The sequence below is a fragment of the Geodermatophilus sp. YIM 151500 genome, from assembly GCF_025716945.1.
Lineage (GTDB): Bacteria > Actinomycetota > Actinomycetes > Mycobacteriales > Geodermatophilaceae > YIM-151500.
In genome coordinates, this window is sequence record NZ_JAOVZT010000002.1 from 173,722 (window position 1) to 190,392 (window position 16,671).

Genomic DNA, 16,671 nt, shown 5'->3' on the forward strand with positions numbered 1-16,671 from the left:
GCGGCCACGCTAGCGAACGCCGCCGGCGCCGGCCGGGGTCAGTCCGCGGCGGTGCCGAGCCGCAGCCGGCCCACCAGCGACGAGCCGCCCGGCGTGGCGACCGGCTCCCAGCAGGTGCTCCAGCCGTCGGCGTGCAGCTGCACGATGGCCGCCCCGAGCAGCGCGCCGAGGTTGAGCGCGGTCGTGGTGGTCACCGCATCGGTGAGGTGCACGTCGACGGCGCCGTCGCCCTCGCCGCCGTACCGCAGCACCACGGGGAACTCCGGCAGGGCGGCGCTGGCCACCCGGAAGGCGGCGGCGACCGCCTCGAGCTCGCCGGGGCGGGGCACCAGGTCGGCGGTCGCCCGCCGCGCGCCCACCAGGTCGCGGGCGCCGTAGGGGAACAGGTCGCCGGCCGGGTCGCGCACCAGCGGGCGGGTGCCGGCGCCGTCGTCCCGCCGGCTCCGGGCGAAGCCCCGGACGACGGCCACCGGCACGCCCGCGAGCTTGCCCTTCACCAGGTCGGCGGCCCCGGCGAGCTCGTCGACCACGGCGGTCTGCGTCGTCTCCAGCCGGTTGCCGTGCGCGTCGACGGCGCCGCGGTGGTCGACCAGCGCCGCGATGCCCGCGCACCCGACCGCCACGTCGGTGAGCCCCTCGCGCCACGCGCGGCCGAAGGTGTCGCTGACGACCACCGCGACGTCGACGCCGAGCAGCCGGCACAGGCCCGCGCGCAGCTCCCGCGCCGAGGCGTCGGCGTCGACCGGGAGCAGCGCGAGCGCGTCGGAGGCGACGTTGGAGGCGTCGACGCCGGCCGCGGCGACCACCCAGCCGTGCCGGGTGCGCACGATCTGCAGCGGCCCGCGCCGGGCGACCACCCGGTCGGTCTCCTCGGCGATGGCCCGGGCGCGCGCCGCCTCGCGGTCCTCGCCGGGCCCGACGCGCACCAGCCGGCCCTCCACCTTCGACACGACCTTCGACGTGACGACCACGACGTCGCCGTCCGCCAGCCAGGGCGCGGCCCCGGCGATCGCGGCCGCCAGGTCGTCGCCGGGGCCGAACTCGGGCAGCCCGGGCACCGGGTGCACCGAGACCCCGGCCGGCGGTGCTCCGGTGCCCGTCATCCGCTCGGGGAGACGCCGGCGGCGTCCAGCGCGGCGCGGGCCAGGTCGGCGGTCGCCTCGGGCGAGGACATGAGCAGCGGCACGGCCCGCACGTCGACGCCTGGGACGTCGGCGGCCGCGTCGCCCGGCGCCACCAGCCAGGCGTCCAGCAGGCCGCCGGTCGCGCGCGCCCCGTAGTGCCGCCCGACGCCCTCGGCGCTCACCTCGATGCCGAGCGCCGGCAGGCAGCGGTCGGCCATCCCCCGGACGACGGCGCCGCCGATGACCGGCGAGACGCCGACGATCCGCCCCGGCGTGGCCAGCAGCGCCTCCCGCATGCCCGGCACGCCCAGGACGGTGCCGATCGACACGACCGGGTTGGACGGCGCCACGAGCACGGCGTCGGCGGCGTCGAAGGCCTCCTGCACGCCGGGGGCGGGCTCGGCCGCGTCGACGCCCACCTGGACGAACGCCGACGGCTGCGGCTCGGCGCGCAGCCGCACCCACCACTCCTGGAAGTGCAGCGCCTGCTGCCGGCCGGTGTCCGGGTCGTCGACCACCACGTGGGTCTCGACCCGCTGGTCGCTCATCGGCAGCACGGTGACCCCCGGCCGCCACCGCTCGGCCAGCGCCGCCGTGACCGCCGACAGCGGGTAGCCGGCGTCGAGCATCCGGGTGCGGACCAGGTGGGTGGCCACGTCGCGGTCGCCCAGGCCGAACCAGCTCGGCTCGGCGCCGTACCCGGCCAGTTCCTCCTTGACCGTCCACGTCTCGCCGGCCCGGCCCCACCCGCGCTCCTCGTCGATGCCGCCGCCCAGCGTGTACATGACGGTGTCGAGGTCGGGGCAGATCCGCAGCCCGTGCAGCGTCACGTCGTCACCGGTGTTGACCACCGCGGTGACGCCCGCACCGGGCACGGCGGTGCGCACTCCGCGCAGGAACCGGGCTCCGCCGACCCCGCCGGCAAGGACGACGATCTGCACGAAACACATCGTGCCCGATGGGCAGTTGTCGACTGTTCCACGGGCGTGTCCTGAGACCCCACGAGAACTGACGAACGCCTGGTAGGCGTGGGGTTCGTGTGGCGTGGCGCTTACAACGGGCTAAGTTGACGGCCCGGCAACGACACACGTGTAATTCCCCGGCGTCAGCGATGCACGGCCTCCGGGAGGGCCCCGGGAGCGCACCGGTGACGAGGAGCGAGAGGGGACGCACGACATGGCCGAGGTCTCGTGGCTCAGCGACTACGCCGGCGACCGGATGGGGTCGGCCGGGGGTGGCCGCATGCTGGGCGAGCAGGGCATCGCCGGGCTGCTCGGGATCGGCCTGGAGGCCGACGCCCAGTCGTGGCAGGAGCGCGCCCTCTGCGCCGAGACCGACCCCGAGGCGTTCTTCCCCGAGAAGGGCGGCTCGACCCGCGAGGCGAAGAAGATCTGCACCGGCTGCGAGGTCAAGGCCGAGTGCCTGGAGTACGCGCTGGCCAACGACGAGCGCTTCGGCATCTGGGGCGGGCTCTCCGAGCGGGAGCGCCGCCGCCTCCGCCGCCGCGCGATCTGAGCCGCCGCCGGGTCCGCCGGCCGCGCACCCCGCGTCCTCGGCGTCCGGCAGCGGACCCCGCGGCTCCGCCGCGCAGTGCACGACCGCAGCGCACGGCACGACCGCAGCGCACGGCACGACCGCAGCGCACGGCACGACCACCGTGCCCCGAACGACCATCGCGCACGGCACGACCGCAGCGCCCCGCACGACCACCCGCAGCCGCCGACGATCCCCGTCGGCGGCTGCGGCGTTTCCCGGGCCCGGCGCGGCGGTTCATCCGCCGGGCACCAGCACGTCGGCTCCCGGGGGACCGGCCGAGCCGGCCCGCGCGGTCCCCAGGTGCAGGGTGCCCGTGGCCGGCACCGGCCCGCCGTCCGCGCCACTGCCTCCGCCGGCGCCCGACGCCGTGACGGTGATGCGGAACGGGTAGCTCCGCCCGGTCCACTGCGGCGGCGAGCCGTTCGGCCGGCGGTAGGTCGGGAAGCGCCCCTCGACGCGCAGGTCGCCGGCGCCGTCCCGGCCGACCGCCAGGGCCGGTGCCGTCAGCTCGGCGTACTCGGTCGGCGCGCGCCGGCAGCCGGCCGCGACCGGGTCGGCCGGTGCGGTGTCGCCCAGGCAGTTGAACAGCGGCAGCCGCACGTGGGCCAGCGCGGCGCCCGGGACCTCCGTGGCGGTGAGGCCCAGCGACGGGTAGGCGACGGTGACGCCCACCGCCCGCTCCTCGAGCACGATCCCGCCGAACGACATCCGCACGAGGACGCCGTCCGGCCCGACCGGCACCGACCGGGCGGCGAGGTCTCCGGCGCCGGGGTCGCCGGGGGCCGGGTCGGCGGGCACCTCCGGCAGCGCGGTCCGGTCGTCAGGACCGCCGGCGTCCGCCCCGCTCCCCGCGGCCGATGTGGAACCCGGGGATCCGGCCCCGGCGGGGACGACGGCGGCGACCGCGGACCCCACCCCGAGCACGGCGGCGACCGCGGTGGTCGCGGTGAGCACGCGGGCCGCCGTCCTCTCGGGCCGGGGTCGGGGTTCCTCGGCGGGGGGCGCCGGGACCAGCGGCCCGAGCGGCACCCACGCCGCATCCGCGGCCGGTTCCACGCTCGGCGTCGCGCCGGGTGGGCTGGCGAGGAAGGCCGGCAGGTCGTCGTCCGCCCAGCCCGGACGGGAGGCGGGGCCGCCACGCGAGCCCGGGCCGGGCCGGCGCCCGGCGATCCCCGCCAGCAGGACGACGGCGCCGGTCAGCAGGGCGCCGAGCGCTCCGCCGAGCAGCACCCACGCAGCGGCGTCCATCGCGCCCAGCATCCCAGTCGCGGGGGACCGGCCGGCGGTCCCCTGCAGGCTCCCGCCGCCCGCCCCGGCCCGGGTCCCGCCCTGAGCGTGCGAAGGGTGGTGAGGACGGGGTCCTTCTTCAGCTGGTGGGGTCGATCTCCTCGGGGTCGCGGCCGAGCAGCACGGCGACCTGGTCGACCACCACGTCGCGGACCAGGTCGGCCAGGTCGTCGCGGTCGTGCGCGCGGATCTCCAGCGGACGGCGGTACACGACGATGCGCGGTGGCACCTCGCGGCCGTTCTCGCGGTGGGCGGGCAGCACCCGCGCCAGCGGCACGCTGCCGTCGTCCAGGACGTCGGAGTCGAGCACCACCTCGTCGGGGTTGGTGTGCTCCACCCACGGCACGTCCTCGACGGCGAACTCCACGCCGGCCAGCTCGCGCTCCCAGCGCCGCTCGAGGTCCTCCACCGCGTCGAGGACGAGGTCGTCGAACTGGTCGGCGCGGCTGCGCGCGAGCGGCACGTCGGCCGGCACCAGACGGCCCCGCAGACCGCGGCCGTGGCGGTCGCGGCGGGGGCGGGTGGGTCTGCTGGGTGGGCGGCTCATGACGCGGACGAGCGTACGGCGGGGCAGGCGGGGGCGGTGGCGGTGCCGGGGTCGGCGAGGCGTTCGTGCAGGATGGGGCGACCACCCGGAAACCCGGTGCGCCTGCTGTCGCCGACGCGGGCGCGGCACTACTGTGCCCAGCGTGAGGAACCCGTGGTGAGGCAGTCACGTCGCTGCTCGCGCAGCGGCTGCGCCCAGCCGGCCGCGGCGACCCTGACCTACGTCTACGCGGAGTCGACCGCGGTCGTCGGCCCGCTGGCGACCTTCTCGGAGCCGCACAGCTACGACCTGTGCGAGTTCCACGCGCAGCGGCTGACCGTGCCGCGCGGCTGGGAGGTCGTCCGGCACGAGATCGACGTCGAGGACGCGGGGCCGACCGGCGACGACCTGCTCGCGCTCGCCGACGCCGTCCGCGAGGCGGCGCGGCCCGAGCCGCCGCGCCCCGCGGCCGACGACGGCCGCGGTCTCCGCCGGGGTCACCTGCGGGTGCTGCCCGACCTGACCTGACGGAGGACCACCCTCCCCCCACGCCTCGCACGCTCGGCGCGGGACCTGGAGGGTGGCCGTTTCTGTCCCGCACCTGGCCCGCCGCTAGGGTCGGCGGCGTCGCCGGCCGGGGAGCCGCCGACGCCGGCCGGCCGAAGGTGACCGCATGCCCGACCTCTCGTCGATCGTCAAGGCCTACGACATCCGCGGGCTGGTGCCCGAGGAGTGGGACGAGGCCGTCGCGCGGTCGTTCGGAGCGGCGTTCGCCGAGCTGGTGCACACCGAGAGCGGCGCCCCGGCCGTGGTCGTCGCCCACGACATGCGCGACTCCTCCGTGCCGCTGGCGCGGGCCTTCGCCGAGGGCGTGGTCTCCCGCGGCGTCGACGTCCTGGAGGCCGGTCTCGGCTCCACCGACATGCTGTACTACGCGGCCGGCGCGCTCGACCTCCCCGGCGCCATGTTCACCGCCAGCCACAACCCGGCGCAGTTCAACGGCATCAAGCTCTGCCGGGCCGGCGCGGTGCCCGTCGGGCAGGACTCCGGGCTGGCCGACCTCCGCCGGTTGGCCGAGCGGGACGAGTACGAGCGGACGCCGGACCGCCTCGGCACGGTCACCGCCCGGCCGGTCGTCGACGACTACGCCGCCCACCTGCGCAGCCTGGTGGACCTGTCCGCGATTCGCCCGCTCACCGCCGTGGTCGACGCCGGCAACGGCATGGCCGGCCACACCGTCCCCGTCGTGCTCGACGGCCTGCCGGTGCGCGTCGTCCCGCTGTACTTCGAGCTCGACGGCTCGTTCCCCAACCACGAGGCCAACCCGCTCGACCCGGCCAACCTGGTCGACCTGCAGGGGGCGGTCCGCGAGCACGGCGCCGACCTCGGGCTGGCCTTCGACGGCGACGCCGACCGGGTGTTCGTCGTCGACGAGCGCGGCGAGCCGGTCAGCCCGTCGGCGGTCACCGCGCTGGTCGCCGTCCGGGAGCTGGCCAAGGGCCGGGGGACGACGATCATCCACAACCTGATCACCTCGCGGGCCGTGCCGGAGATCGTCCGCGAGCACGGCGGTGACCCGGTGCGCACCCGCGTGGGGCACTCCTTCATCAAGCAGGAGATGGCGCGGACCGACGCCGTCTTCGGCGGCGAGCACTCGGCGCACTACTACTTCCGCGACTTCTGGCGCGCCGACACGGGCATGCTGGCCGCCATGCACGTGCTCGCCGCCCTCGGGGAGCAGAGCCGGCCGCTGTCGGAGCTGGCCGCCGGCTACTCCCGGTACGCCGCCTCGGGCGAGATCAACTCGACCGTCGACGACGCGGCCGGCCGGCTCGCCGCCGTCCGGGAGGCCTTCGGCGAGGAGGACGGCGTCACCGTCGACGAGCTCGACGGGCTGACGGTGACCCTGCCCGACGGGGCCTGGTTCAACCTGCGGGCGAGCAACACCGAGCCGCTGGTCCGGCTCAACGTCGAGGCGCCCGACGAGGCGCGGATGGCGCAGCTGCGCGACCGGGTGCTCGAGACGGTGCGGGCATGACCGCCGGACCGGCGCCGGCGGGGGCGTCGCCCGAGCGCCCGGACGCGCCGTCCGGACCGCTCGGCGCGCCGTCCGAACCGCCCGGCGCGTCGCCCGGGCCGCTGGGGCTCGACCCGCTGCTGCTGTCCATCCTGGCCTGCCCCGACACGCACCACACCCCGCTCGCCGTCGACGAGGCCGCCGCCGAGCTGGTGTGCCCGACCTGCTCCCGGGCCTTCCCGGTGCGCGACGGCATCCCGGTGCTCCTGCTCGACGAGGCCCGCCGGCGGGGGCCCGGACCCGAGGAGGAGGCATGACCTCACCGGAGCTGGCCGAGGAGGTCCTCGACGACCTCGACGTGCTGCGCGCCCGCGATCCGCGGGGCCTGCTGCCGGCGGTGGCCGGAGCGGGCGCCCAGGTGCGCGAGACCGCCCGGCTCACCGAGGAGGCCGGTCTCGACCGGGTGACCGCCGGCGGGCGGCCCCGCGGCCTGGTCGTGGTCGCCCGGCGGGAGGGCGCGGTCGCCGCCCGGGTGCTGCGCGCGCTGCTCGGCGCGTCGAGCCCGGTGGCGGTCGACGTCGTCCCGGGCCCGGACCTGCCGGTGTGGACCGGGCCGAGCGACATCGCCGTCGTCGCCACCCGTACCGGCGCCGGCCAGTACGCGGTGACCCCGGCCTACGAGGCGGCCCGCCGGGGCGTGTCGCTGCTGGGCATCGGCGCCGACGACGCCCCGCTGCGGGCCGCCTGCTCCGCCGCCCGCGCCCCCTACGTCCCGCTGCCGCGGTCGCGGGTGCGGCACACCACGCTGTGGTCGCTGCTCACCCCGATGCTGCAGCTGGTCACCGACCTGGAGCTGCTGCCGGCCGGCACCGCCGACCCCGAGGAGATCGCCGCCGCGCTCGACGACGTGGCGGCCGAGTGCGGCCCGGCCCAGGAGTCGTTCGTCAACCCGGCCAAGACGCTGGCCCTCGAGCTGCTCGGCGCCCTGCCGGTCATCGCCGCCGAGGGGCCGCTGGCCGGCGCCGCGGCGACCCGGGTCGCCGACCAGCTGGCCACCCTGGCCGGCCTGCCGGTCGCCGGCTTCCGGCTGCCCGACCAGCGGGTCGCCGCCTGCTCGGTGCTGAGCGGCCCGCTGGCCCCCCGGGAGGACGACGACTTCTTCCGCGACCGCGCCGCCGACGAGGGCCGGCGCCTGCGGCTGCTGACCATCCGCGACACCGACGCCGGCACGCACGACGGCGGGGAGCGGGAGCCGCGTTCGGCGGCCGAGGCGATGCACGAGGTGCTGCGCACCGCCTCCGCGAACAACGTCCCGGTCAGCGGGCTGGCCGAGCACGGGGACCCGGTGCAGCTCGCCCGGCTGCCCCGGCTCGCGCGGCAGCTGGCCGTCGCCGACTTCAGCGCCGTCTACCTGGCGCTGGTGCTGGACTCCGAGCGGGCGTCGGCGCGGTGAGCGCACCGACGGCACCCGCGGGCTGACCGGAACCGGGAGGACCCCCCATGGCAGGTGGACTGGCAGCGCTCTTCGACGACGTGGCGACGCTGGCCCGCGCGGCCGCCGCCTCCGTCGACGACATCGGGGCCGCTGCCGGGCGGGCCAGCGCGAAGGCGGCCGGCGTCGTCGTGGACGACACCGCCGTGACGCCGCAGTACGTGCACGGCCTGGCCGCCGAGCGCGAGCTGCCGATCATCCGGCGCATCGCGGTCGGCTCGCTGCGCAACAAGCTGCTCGTCATCCTGCCCGCGGTGCTGGTGCTCAGCCAGTTCCTGCCGTTCCTGCTCACCCCGATCCTCATGCTCGGCGGCGCCTACCTCTGCTACGAGGGCGCGGAGAAGGTCTGGGAGAAGCTGGGCGGGGGCCATGCCGCCCACGGCGCGGGCGAGCAGGCGCTGCCGGACGAGGACACGGTGGTGTCGGGGGCCGTGCGCACCGACTTCATCCTCTCCGCGGAGATCATGGTCATCTCCCTCAACGAGGTGGTCGACGAGGGGTTCTGGTCCCGCGCGGCGATCCTCGCGGTCGTCGCGGTCGGCATCACCGTGCTGGTGTACGGCGTGGTCGGCCTCATCGTGAAGATGGACGACGTCGGGCTGAACCTGTCCGAGCGCCCCGGGAAGGCCGTCGCCGCGCTGGGCCGGGGCCTGGTCAAGGCGATGCCGCGGCTGCTCGCCGTCCTCACCGCGGTCGGCATCGCGGCGATGCTCTGGGTCGGCGGGCACATCCTGCTGGTGGGCTCCGACGAGCTGGGGCTGACGTTCCTGTACGACACCGTGCACCACCTGGAGGAGGCGGCAGCGGAAGCCACCGGGGCGCTCGGTGGACTGGTGACCTGGCTGGTCGACACGCTGGCCAGCGCCCTGCTCGGCCTCGTCGTCGGGGCACTGGTCGTCCTCGTCGGCAGCTTCACCTGGCACCGCCGCCAGGCCGGCAAGGCGGGGGAGGCCGGGGCGCACTGACCGGCCCGAGCGGGTGAGATCCGTCGCACGCGGGAGCGCGCACGGTTCTCGGATCGCGGCCGCCCCCGTAGCCTGCGGGGACGATGTGGCAGCTCACCAGTGCGGTCCGGTACTACCCGTGGGGTAGCCGGACGGTCATCCCGGACCTGCTGGGGCAGCCGTCCCCGGCCGACCGCCCCCACGCGGAGCTCTGGGTGGGCGCCCACCCCGACGAGCCGAGCGTGCTCTCCGACGGCACGCCGCTCGACAAGGCGATCGTCGCGCGGCCGGCCGAGCTGCTCGGCCCGGACGTCGCCGACCGGTTCGGGGCGCGGCTGCCGTTCCTGCTCAAGGTGCTGGCCGCCGACACCCCGCTGTCGCTGCAGGCGCACCCGACGACGGCGCAGGCCGAGGCGGGCTTCGCCGCGGAGGAGGCGGCCGGGATCCCGCACCACGACCCGACGCGCACCTTCAAGGACCCGTTCCACAAGCCGGAGCTGCTCTACGCGCTGACCACCTTCGAGGCGCTGTGCGGCTTCCGGCCGGTGGAGGAGTCGCTGCACTGCCTGGCCAAGCTGCAGGTGCCCGAGCTCAAGCCGACCATCGCCGCGCTGGCCCGGCGCGGGCTGCGGGCGGCCATCCCGCAGCTGCTGGCGCTGTCCGGCCGGCGCCGCACCGAGCTGGTGGGCGCGGTGGCCGAGGCGGCCGGCCGGTTCGTGGCCGCCGCCGACCCGGAGTTCATCAACACCTACCGCTGGGCGACCACGCTGGCCAAGACCTACCCGGGCGACGCCGGCGTGGTGATCTCGCTGATGTGCAACCACCTCAAGCTGGCCCCCGGCGAGGCGGTGTACCTGCCGGCCGGCAACCTGCACGCCTACCTCTCCGGCGCCGGCATCGAGGTCATGGCCAGCTCGGACAACGTGCTGCGCGGCGGGCTGACCGCCAAGCACGTCGACCTGGCGGCGCTGATCGAGGTGCTGGACTTCTCCGACGGCCGCATCCCGGTGCTGCACCCCGTGCTCGGCCCCGGCGGGCTGCGCTACCCCGTGCCGGTCGCCGACTTCGACCTCACCCGCTGCCAGCTCGACCACCAGACCGGCACGCTGACCACGCGGGGCCCGCAGCTGCTGCTGTGCACCGAGGGCCGGGCGGTGCTCACCTCGGCCGGCGGTGACCTGGTGCTCGACAAGGGCTGCTCGGCGTTCGTGCCGGCGGGCGCGGCGCTGTCCGCCCGCGGTCCCGCCGTCCTCTTCCGGGCGACCACGAACCTGGGCTGAGGACGGCCCGCTCCTCCCGTGAGGGGGCCGCACCGGGCGGCATCAGGCGCTAGGCTGGACGGCGGCACGAGCCCCGCCGAAGCCTCGGCATGCTCGCTCTCCCCGCTCCGGCGGGGATCGCAGCGACCCGCATCCGATAGCAGGCCCGGCTCCGGCGCCGGGCCGGACCCTGGAGCGACATGACCGCCCCCACCGCCCCCCGCGTGCTCACCGACGCCGACTTCCGCGTCGCCGACCTCTCCCTCGCCGGCTTCGGCCGCAAGGAGATCACCCTCGCCGAGCACGAGATGCCCGGCCTCATGGCCCTGCGCGCCGAGTACGGCGACGCCCAGCCGCTGGCCGGCGCCCGCATCGCCGGCTCCCTGCACATGACCGTGCAGACCGCCGTCCTCATCGAGACGCTGCGCGCTCTCGGCGCCGACGTCCGGTGGGTGAGCTGCAACATCTTCTCCACCCAGGACCACGCCGCCGCGGCGGTCGTCGTCGGCCCCGAGTCCAGCGGTGGCACCCCCGAGCGCCCCACCGGCACGCCGGTGTTCGCCTGGAAGGGCGAGACGCTCGAGGAGTACTGGTGGGCCACCCAGCGGCTGTTCGAGTTCCGCGACGAGGCCGGCGAGGTCGTCGGGCCCAACATGCTCCTGGACGACGGCGGTGACGCCACGCTGCTGGTGCACCTGGGCACCCGGTTCGAGGCCGACGGCGCCGTCCCGGACACCACGGACGCCGACAGCGAGGAGTACGCGGTCATCCTGGCCGCGCTGCGGACGAGCCTGGCCGAGGACCCGCAGCGGTGGACCCGCATCGGGCAGGGCATCCAGGGCGTGACCGAGGAGACCACGACCGGCGTCATGCGGCTCTACGAGCTGGCCCGCGACGGCCGGCTGCTGTTCCCGGCGATCAACGTCAACGACTCGGTCACCAAGAGCAAGTTCGACAACCTCTACGGCTGCCGGCACTCGCTGATCGACGGCATCAACCGGGCCACAGACGTGATGATCGGCGGCAAGGTCGCGGTGATCTGCGGCTACGGCGACGTCGGCAAGGGCTGCGCCGAGGCGCTCCGCGGCCAGGGCGCCCGTGTGATCGTCACCGAGATCGACCCGATCTGCGCGCTGCAGGCGGCCATGCACGGCTACGAGGTGAGCACCCTCGACGAGGTGATCGGCCGGGCCGACATCATCGTCACGGCCACCGGCAACCGCGACATCATCACCGCCGAGCAGCTCGCCCGGACCAAGCACCAGGCGATCGTCGGCAACATCGGGCACTTCGACAACGAGATCGACATGGCCGGCCTGGCCCGCACCCCGGGCATCCGGCGGACGACGGTCAAGCCGCAGGTCGACGAGTGGCGGTTCGCCGACGGCCACACGATCATCGTGCTCTCCGAGGGCCGCCTGCTGAACCTGGGCAACGCCACCGGGCACCCGAGCTTCGTGATGAGCGCGTCGTTCTCCAACCAGGTGCTCGCCCAGATCGAGCTCTGGACCAACCGCGCCGCGTACGCCGGGCAGGCGCCCACGGTCACCGTGCTGCCCAAGAGGCTCGACGAGCACGTGGCCCGGCTGCACCTCGACGCGCTCGGCGTGAAGCTGACCGAGCTGACCAAGGTGCAGGCCGACTACCTGGGCGTGCCGGTGGAGGGCCCGTTCAAGAGCGACCACTACCGCTACTGAAAGTAGAAGGACCCCCTTCCTCCCCACCCTTCGCAGGCTCAGGGCGGGGCCCTGGAAGGGGGCCGTTCCAGTGCGTCACCGGGCTCGCGGCGGGGCCCTGCAGGGGGCCGGTCCACACCCTCACCGGCTCAGGGCGGGCCCCTGGAAGGGGGCCGGGGCGGGGCCCGGCAGGTGGGCCGTTCCAGGACGTCACCGGGGCCAGGCTCGCCCCGACCTGGGGGGCTCACCCGGCCGGGTGGGCCACCCCCGGCGCTGACCGGCGCAGAATGGGCCCGTGCCACCTACCGCTCCGCAGAACGGGCCCAGCCGCGGCCGTGTCCTGGTCGTCGACGACGACGCCGCCCTCGCCGAGATGCTCGGCATCGTGCTGCGGCGCGAGGGGTACGAACCCGCCTTCGTCTCCGACGGCAACCGCGCGGTCGGCGTCTTCCTGCAGACCCGTCCCGACCTGGTGCTGCTCGACCTGATGCTGCCCGGCCGCAACGGCCTGCAGATCTGCCAGGACATCCGCACCCAGTCGACCGTGCCCATCGTGATGCTCACCGCCAAGGGCGACACGATCGACGTCGTCCAGGGCCTGGAGGCCGGCGCCGACGACTACGTCACCAAGCCCTTCAAGCCCGTGGAGCTCGTCGCGCGGGTGCGCGCGCAGCTGCGGCGCGGCGAGACCGGGCAGGCCGAGACGCTGGGCATCGGCGACGTGCAGATCGACGTGCCCGCCCACCAGGTGACCCGGGACGGCGTGCCGATCGCGCTCACGCCGCTGGAGTTCGACCTGCTGGTGGCCCTGGCCCGCAAGCCACGCCAGGTGTTCACCCGCGAGCTGCTGCTCGAGCAGGTGTGGGGCTACCGGCACGCCGCCGACACGCGGCTGGTCAACGTCCACGTGCAGCGGCTGCGCGCCAAGATCGAGCGTGACCCGGAGAAGCCCGAGGTGGTGCTGACGGTGCGCGGCGTGGGGTACAAGGCGGGGCCGCCGTGACCGCGCCCGCGAGGTCGCGCCGGGAGGTCGGGAGGTCGGATCGCGGCGCCGTGACCCGGTGTCCGTGACGGAGACCCGGCGGCTCCGTCGGGCGGGGACGGCGGCCGGCGGAGTGCGCCGCCACGCCGGACGCGCCCGGCGCTGGAGCCGGCGGGTCTCGACCCGGCTGCTCCGCCTGTGGCGGTCGTCGCTGCAGGTCCGGGTCGGTGCCATCACCACCGTCGTGGCCGGCACGGTCGTGGTCATCGTCAGCCTGGTGCTGTTCAGCCAGATCCGCGACCAGCTGCTGCGGGTCAAGCGGGACGCCGCCGTCGACCAGGTGCAGACCGGCGTCTCCTACGCGCAGAGCGAGGTCGCCGGCATCGCCACCGGAGACGCGCCCACCGTGCGCGCGACGCTGGACAGCACGGTCAAGGCCCTGCTCAACCGCGGCGGCGCGGCCGGCGACTTCGACGTCGTGATGACCTACCGCACCGGCGACATCGAGCGCCCGGCCAGCAGCCGCCGGTTCGTCTACCAGGCCCTGCCGGACGACCTGCGCGCCGACGTCGAGGCGGGCAACCAGTCGTACAAGTACGCGATGATCCCCGACCGCGCCGGGGAACCGCGGCCGACGCTGGTGGTCGGGGCACCGGTCCCCAGCGAGGTGCCCGGCGGCGAGCGGATCGAGCTGTACTACGCCTTCCCGCTGGACCAGGAGGCGGAGAGCCTGTCGCTGATCCGCAGCACCGTCGTCATCAGCGGCGTCGCGCTGACCCTGTTCGTCGTCGGCATCGGCGTGCTGGTCACCCGGCTGGTCGTCGACCCGGTCCGGCAGGCGGCCGGCACGGCGCAGCGGCTGGCCGAGGGGCAGCTCGAGGAGCGGATGGCGGTGCGCGGCGAGGACGAGCTGGCTCGGCTGGCCACCAGCTTCAACGCCATGGCCGACAGCCTGCAGCGGCAGATCACCCAGCTCGAGGGCCTGTCGCAGCTGCAGCAGCGCTTCACCTCCGACGTCTCGCACGAGCTGCGCACGCCGCTGACCACGGTGCAGATGGCCGCCGACGTGCTGCACGAGTCCCGCGGCGACTTCCCCCCGCACGTGGCCCGCTCCGCGGAGCTGCTGCGGGCCGAGCTGGACCGCTTCGAGAGCCTGCTGACCGACCTGCTCGAGATCAGCCGCTACGACGCGGGCGCGGCGGTGCTCGACTCGGAGGCCACCGACCTCGGTGCCCTGCTCCGGCGCACCGTCGACGGCATGGCGGCCCTGGCCGCGCGGCACGAGTGCGAGCTGGTGGTCGACGTCCCGGACGAGCCCGTCATCGCCGAGGTCGACGCCCGCCGGGTCTCCCGGATCCTGCGCAACCTGGTCGGCAACGCCGTCGAGCACGGGGCGGGCGAACCGGTCGAGATCACGCTGGCGGCCAACCGGACGGCGGCGGCGGTGACCGTCCGCGACCACGGTGTGGGCCTGAGCTCGGTGGAGGCGCAGCACGTCTTCGACCGCTTCTGGCGGGCCGACCCCTCGCGCGTGCGCACGGCCGGGGGCAGCGGCCTGGGCCTGTCGATCAGCCTCGAGGACGCCCGGCTGCACGGCGGCTGGCTGCAGGTGTGGGGGCAGCCCGGCGCCGGGGCGCAGTTCCGGCTCACCGTGCCGCTGCGCGCCGGCGGCGACCTCACCAGTTCGCCGCTGCCGCTGCGACCGGTGGTGCAGCGCCGGCAGCCGGGCGCGGACGCCGGTCCCGGACCGGGGCGGACCGGGACCGCCGACGCCGCCGGGACGTCGGGAGGAGTGGTCCCCGGGGCGAGGCCGGCAGGAGCGGTCCCCGCCGCGGCCGGCTCCCGCGACCGCGCCCACGACGACCGCGCCCACGACGACCGCGCCCACGACGACCGCGCCCTCGACGGCCGCTCCGGCGACGGACCCGGTGGCGACGGACCCGGTGGCGACGGACCCGGTGGCGACGGACTCGACCGCGACGGCGTCGCGGCGAGCGCGCCCACCGAGAGGACCTACCGGTGACCCGTCGGCCCGGCCGCCGTCCGGCGCTGGCGCTGCTGGCGGTGCTGCTCGGGACGACCGGCTGTTCCACCGTGCCGACCGACTCCCCGACGGTGCAGATCACGCAGGCGCCGTCCCGCCCGGAGGCCGAGGTCGGCATCGAGCCGCTGTCGCCGGAGCCGGGCGCCTCGCCCGAGGACGTCGTCGCCGGCTTCGTCGACGCCGCCGCGAGCACGGTGCGCGGGCACCCGATCGCCCGCGAGCACCTGGCCCCCGAGGCGGCGGCGACGTGGTCCGACGACGCCGGCATCACCGTCCTCGGGCCCGACTACGCGACCGTGACCACCGCGCTCGGGCGCGTGCGGATGACGGCCACCGTCGTCGGCACCGTCGACGAGCGCGGCGTCTTCGACGTCGGCGTCGAGCCGCTGACGCGCGACTTCAGCCTGGTCGAGGTCGAGGGGGAGTGGCGGATCACCGACCCGCCCGAGGGGCTGCTCATGCTCGAGCAGGACTTCCAGCGGCTCTACGACGAGCGGGCGGTGTACTTCGTCGACCCGACCGGCCAGCGCGTCGTGCCCGATCCGCGGTACCTCATCGCCGGGGACGCCCAGCCGAACGCGCTGGTCCAGCGGCTGCTCGACGGCCCGTCCCCGGCGCTGGCGCCCGGCGTGCGGAACGCGCTGGCCGGCGCCAGCCTGCGCCGGAGCGTCACCGTCGAGGGGCAGACCGCCGTCGTCGACCTGACCGAGCTGCCGACCGACCCGGCGCCGCTGCTGTCGGAGGTCTCCGCGCAGATCGTCTGGACGCTCGGCGGCGCCCGCATCCGCCAGGTGCTGCTCACCGTCGACGGCGAGCGGATGCGCATCGACGGCGTGCCGGCCCAGCAGACCGTCGACGACTGGGCCTCGTTCGACCCCGACGCCGTCCCGGTCGACGGCGTGGGCCACTACGTCGACGGCGGCGTGCTGCGGACGGTCACCCGCGGGGAGCCGGCACCCGGCCCCGCCGGCGAGGGCGCCTACCCGCTCAGCAGCGCCGCGGTGTCGGCCGACGCGCGCACCGACGCGCTGTCGTTCCTCGTGGGGGTGGTTCCCAGGGAGGGCGGCGGGCAGTCCCTGCTCGCCGGGCCGTACGGCGGCACCCTGGCCTCCGTGCTGGACGGCGGCTCGCTGACCGTGCCCACGGTCGCCGGCACGCGGGAGGAGGCGTGGGCGGTCCGCGACGGCCGCGAGGTCGTCCGGGTGCCGGCCGGGGCGAACCCGCAGCCGGTGACCGCCACGACGTTGGAGGGGCTGGGCCGGGCGACGGCGCTGCAGCTGTCACCGGACGGCGTCCGCGCCGCCGTGGTCGTCGACGGGGGGCAGGGCCGGCGGCTGTACGTGGGCACCGTCGTCCGCGGTGAGGACGGCGGCGTCGCGCTCCGCGACCTGCGCCAGGTGGCGCCCTCGCTCAACCAGGTGGTCGACGTGGCCTGGCAGGACAGCGGCAGCCTGCTCGTGCTGGCCGGTGACGCGAGCGAGGAGCGCATCGTGCCGTACGCGGTGGGCGTCGACGGGTGGGGGCTGACCGACGTGGCGACGTCCGGGCTGCCCAGCCAGCCGGAGTCCATCGCCGCCGCACCCACCCGCCAGCCGCTGGTCAGCGCCGGAGGCGCCATCTGGCAGCGCTCCGGCGGCTCGTGGGCGACCCTGCGCCCCGGTGCCGAGCCCGTGCCGGGCGCGCAGCCGTTCTTCCCGCTCTGACCCGCGTCTCCGATCCGCGTCGACCAGGGGGCCACCGCGGCGCGTCCACAGGCGCCGGGACGGTGGTGCCCCGCGGCGGCG

Annotated in this window: 15 protein-coding genes; 11 read left to right on the forward strand and 4 right to left on the reverse strand. The window is 76.0% G+C overall.

The window, feature by feature from the left end:
• Positions 1-38: 38 nt before the first annotated feature.
• Together OF117_RS04400 and cofD are read right to left on the reverse strand one after the other, a co-directional pair.
• Positions 39-1,103 carry a coenzyme F420-0:L-glutamate ligase gene (locus OF117_RS04400; RefSeq protein ID WP_263551592.1) on the reverse strand — a complete coding sequence of 355 codons (1,065 nt, stop codon included), beginning with the start codon at positions 1,101-1,103 and terminating at the stop codon, positions 39-41.
• A complete protein-coding gene (gene cofD / locus OF117_RS04405) occupies positions 1,100-2,065 on the reverse strand; it encodes a 2-phospho-L-lactate transferase (RefSeq protein WP_263551593.1) in 966 nt (321 codons plus the stop codon). The genes OF117_RS04400 and cofD overlap by 4 nt, the downstream gene beginning before the upstream one ends.
• A 301-nt stretch (positions 2,066-2,366) precedes the next feature.
• Here cofD and OF117_RS04410 point away from each other — a divergent pair, with 301 nt between their 5' ends.
• Positions 2,367-2,639, forward strand: coding sequence for a WhiB family transcriptional regulator (locus OF117_RS04410; protein ID WP_263551977.1), 273 nt, complete (start codon positions 2,367-2,369; stop codon positions 2,637-2,639).
• Positions 2,640-2,894: 255 nt separating this feature from the next.
• On the opposite strand, the gene OF117_RS04415 is transcribed toward OF117_RS04410, so the two are convergent.
• Positions 2,895-3,908, reverse strand: coding sequence for a hypothetical protein (locus tag OF117_RS04415; protein ID WP_263551594.1), 1,014 nt, complete (start codon positions 3,906-3,908; stop codon positions 2,895-2,897).
• A gap of 118 nt (positions 3,909-4,026) precedes the next feature.
• Positions 4,027-4,494: a metallopeptidase family protein gene (locus OF117_RS04420; RefSeq protein WP_263551595.1), complete on the reverse strand. Its 468-nt coding sequence runs from the start codon at positions 4,492-4,494 to the stop codon at positions 4,027-4,029.
• Positions 4,495-4,650: 156 nt separating this feature from the next.
• Between OF117_RS04420 and OF117_RS04425 the strand changes: the two genes are divergently transcribed.
• From OF117_RS04425 to OF117_RS04470, 10 genes are all read left to right on the forward strand, one after another.
• Positions 4,651-5,001: a DUF3499 domain-containing protein gene (locus OF117_RS04425; protein ID WP_263551596.1), complete on the forward strand. Its 351-nt coding sequence runs from the start codon at positions 4,651-4,653 to the stop codon at positions 4,999-5,001.
• 145 nt (positions 5,002-5,146) lie between these two features.
• On the forward strand, positions 5,147-6,511 hold the full coding sequence (locus tag OF117_RS04430; RefSeq protein ID WP_263551597.1) for a phosphomannomutase/phosphoglucomutase: 1,365 nt from the start codon (positions 5,147-5,149) through the stop codon (positions 6,509-6,511).
• Complete coding sequence (locus tag OF117_RS04435; RefSeq protein WP_263551598.1) at positions 6,508-6,807, forward strand: Trm112 family protein; 300 nt, start codon at positions 6,508-6,510, stop codon at positions 6,805-6,807. Before OF117_RS04430 ends, OF117_RS04435 begins: the two co-directional genes overlap by 4 nt.
• Positions 6,804-7,943, forward strand: coding sequence for an SIS domain-containing protein (locus tag OF117_RS04440; RefSeq protein WP_263551599.1), 1,140 nt, complete (start codon positions 6,804-6,806; stop codon positions 7,941-7,943). Before OF117_RS04435 ends, OF117_RS04440 begins: the two co-directional genes overlap by 4 nt.
• Before the next feature lie 47 nt (positions 7,944-7,990).
• On the forward strand, positions 7,991-8,947 hold the full coding sequence (locus OF117_RS04445; protein WP_263551600.1) for a DUF808 domain-containing protein: 957 nt from the start codon (positions 7,991-7,993) through the stop codon (positions 8,945-8,947).
• A gap of 83 nt (positions 8,948-9,030) precedes the next feature.
• Positions 9,031-10,206, forward strand: a complete 1,176-nt coding sequence (gene manA / locus OF117_RS04450; protein WP_263551601.1) for a mannose-6-phosphate isomerase, class I — start codon at positions 9,031-9,033, stop codon at positions 10,204-10,206.
• A 179-nt stretch (positions 10,207-10,385) separates the two neighbouring features.
• Positions 10,386-11,882: an adenosylhomocysteinase gene (gene ahcY / locus OF117_RS04455; RefSeq protein ID WP_263551602.1), complete on the forward strand. Its 1,497-nt coding sequence runs from the start codon at positions 10,386-10,388 to the stop codon at positions 11,880-11,882.
• Between the two features lie 274 nt (positions 11,883-12,156).
• Positions 12,157-12,864: an MtrAB system response regulator MtrA gene (mtrA, locus tag OF117_RS04460; protein ID WP_263551603.1), complete on the forward strand. Its 708-nt coding sequence runs from the start codon at positions 12,157-12,159 to the stop codon at positions 12,862-12,864.
• A 58-nt stretch (positions 12,865-12,922) separates the two neighbouring features.
• Complete coding sequence (mtrB, locus tag OF117_RS04465) at positions 12,923-14,866, forward strand: MtrAB system histidine kinase MtrB (RefSeq protein WP_263551604.1); 1,944 nt, start codon at positions 12,923-12,925, stop codon at positions 14,864-14,866.
• Complete coding sequence (locus OF117_RS04470) at positions 14,863-16,590, forward strand: LpqB family beta-propeller domain-containing protein (RefSeq protein ID WP_263551605.1); 1,728 nt, start codon at positions 14,863-14,865, stop codon at positions 16,588-16,590. Before mtrB ends, OF117_RS04470 begins: the two co-directional genes overlap by 4 nt.
• The last annotated feature ends 81 nt before the right edge of the window (positions 16,591-16,671 follow it).

What these genes read in the sequence shown, in the direction of transcription:
- OF117_RS04400 (WP_263551592.1), bottom strand. Translation starts at nt 1,103, where the DNA reads ATGACGGGCACCGGAGCACCGCCGGCCGGGGTCTCGGTGCACCCGGTG.
- OF117_RS04410 (WP_263551977.1), top strand. Translation starts at nt 2,367, where the DNA reads ATGCTGGGCGAGCAGGGCATCGCCGGGCTGCTCGGGATCGGCCTGGAG.
- OF117_RS04415 (WP_263551594.1), bottom strand. Translation starts at nt 3,908, where the DNA reads ATGGACGCCGCTGCGTGGGTGCTGCTCGGCGGAGCGCTCGGCGCCCTG.
- OF117_RS04420 (WP_263551595.1), bottom strand. Translation starts at nt 4,494, where the DNA reads ATGAGCCGCCCACCCAGCAGACCCACCCGCCCCCGCCGCGACCGCCAC.
- OF117_RS04430 (WP_263551597.1), top strand. Translation starts at nt 5,147, where the DNA reads ATGCCCGACCTCTCGTCGATCGTCAAGGCCTACGACATCCGCGGGCTG.
- OF117_RS04435 (WP_263551598.1), top strand. Translation starts at nt 6,508, where the DNA reads ATGACCGCCGGACCGGCGCCGGCGGGGGCGTCGCCCGAGCGCCCGGAC.
- OF117_RS04440 (WP_263551599.1), top strand. Translation starts at nt 6,804, where the DNA reads ATGACCTCACCGGAGCTGGCCGAGGAGGTCCTCGACGACCTCGACGTG.
- OF117_RS04445 (WP_263551600.1), top strand. Translation starts at nt 7,991, where the DNA reads ATGGCAGGTGGACTGGCAGCGCTCTTCGACGACGTGGCGACGCTGGCC.
- manA (WP_263551601.1), top strand. Translation starts at nt 9,031, where the DNA reads ATGTGGCAGCTCACCAGTGCGGTCCGGTACTACCCGTGGGGTAGCCGG.
- ahcY (WP_263551602.1), top strand. Translation starts at nt 10,386, where the DNA reads ATGACCGCCCCCACCGCCCCCCGCGTGCTCACCGACGCCGACTTCCGC.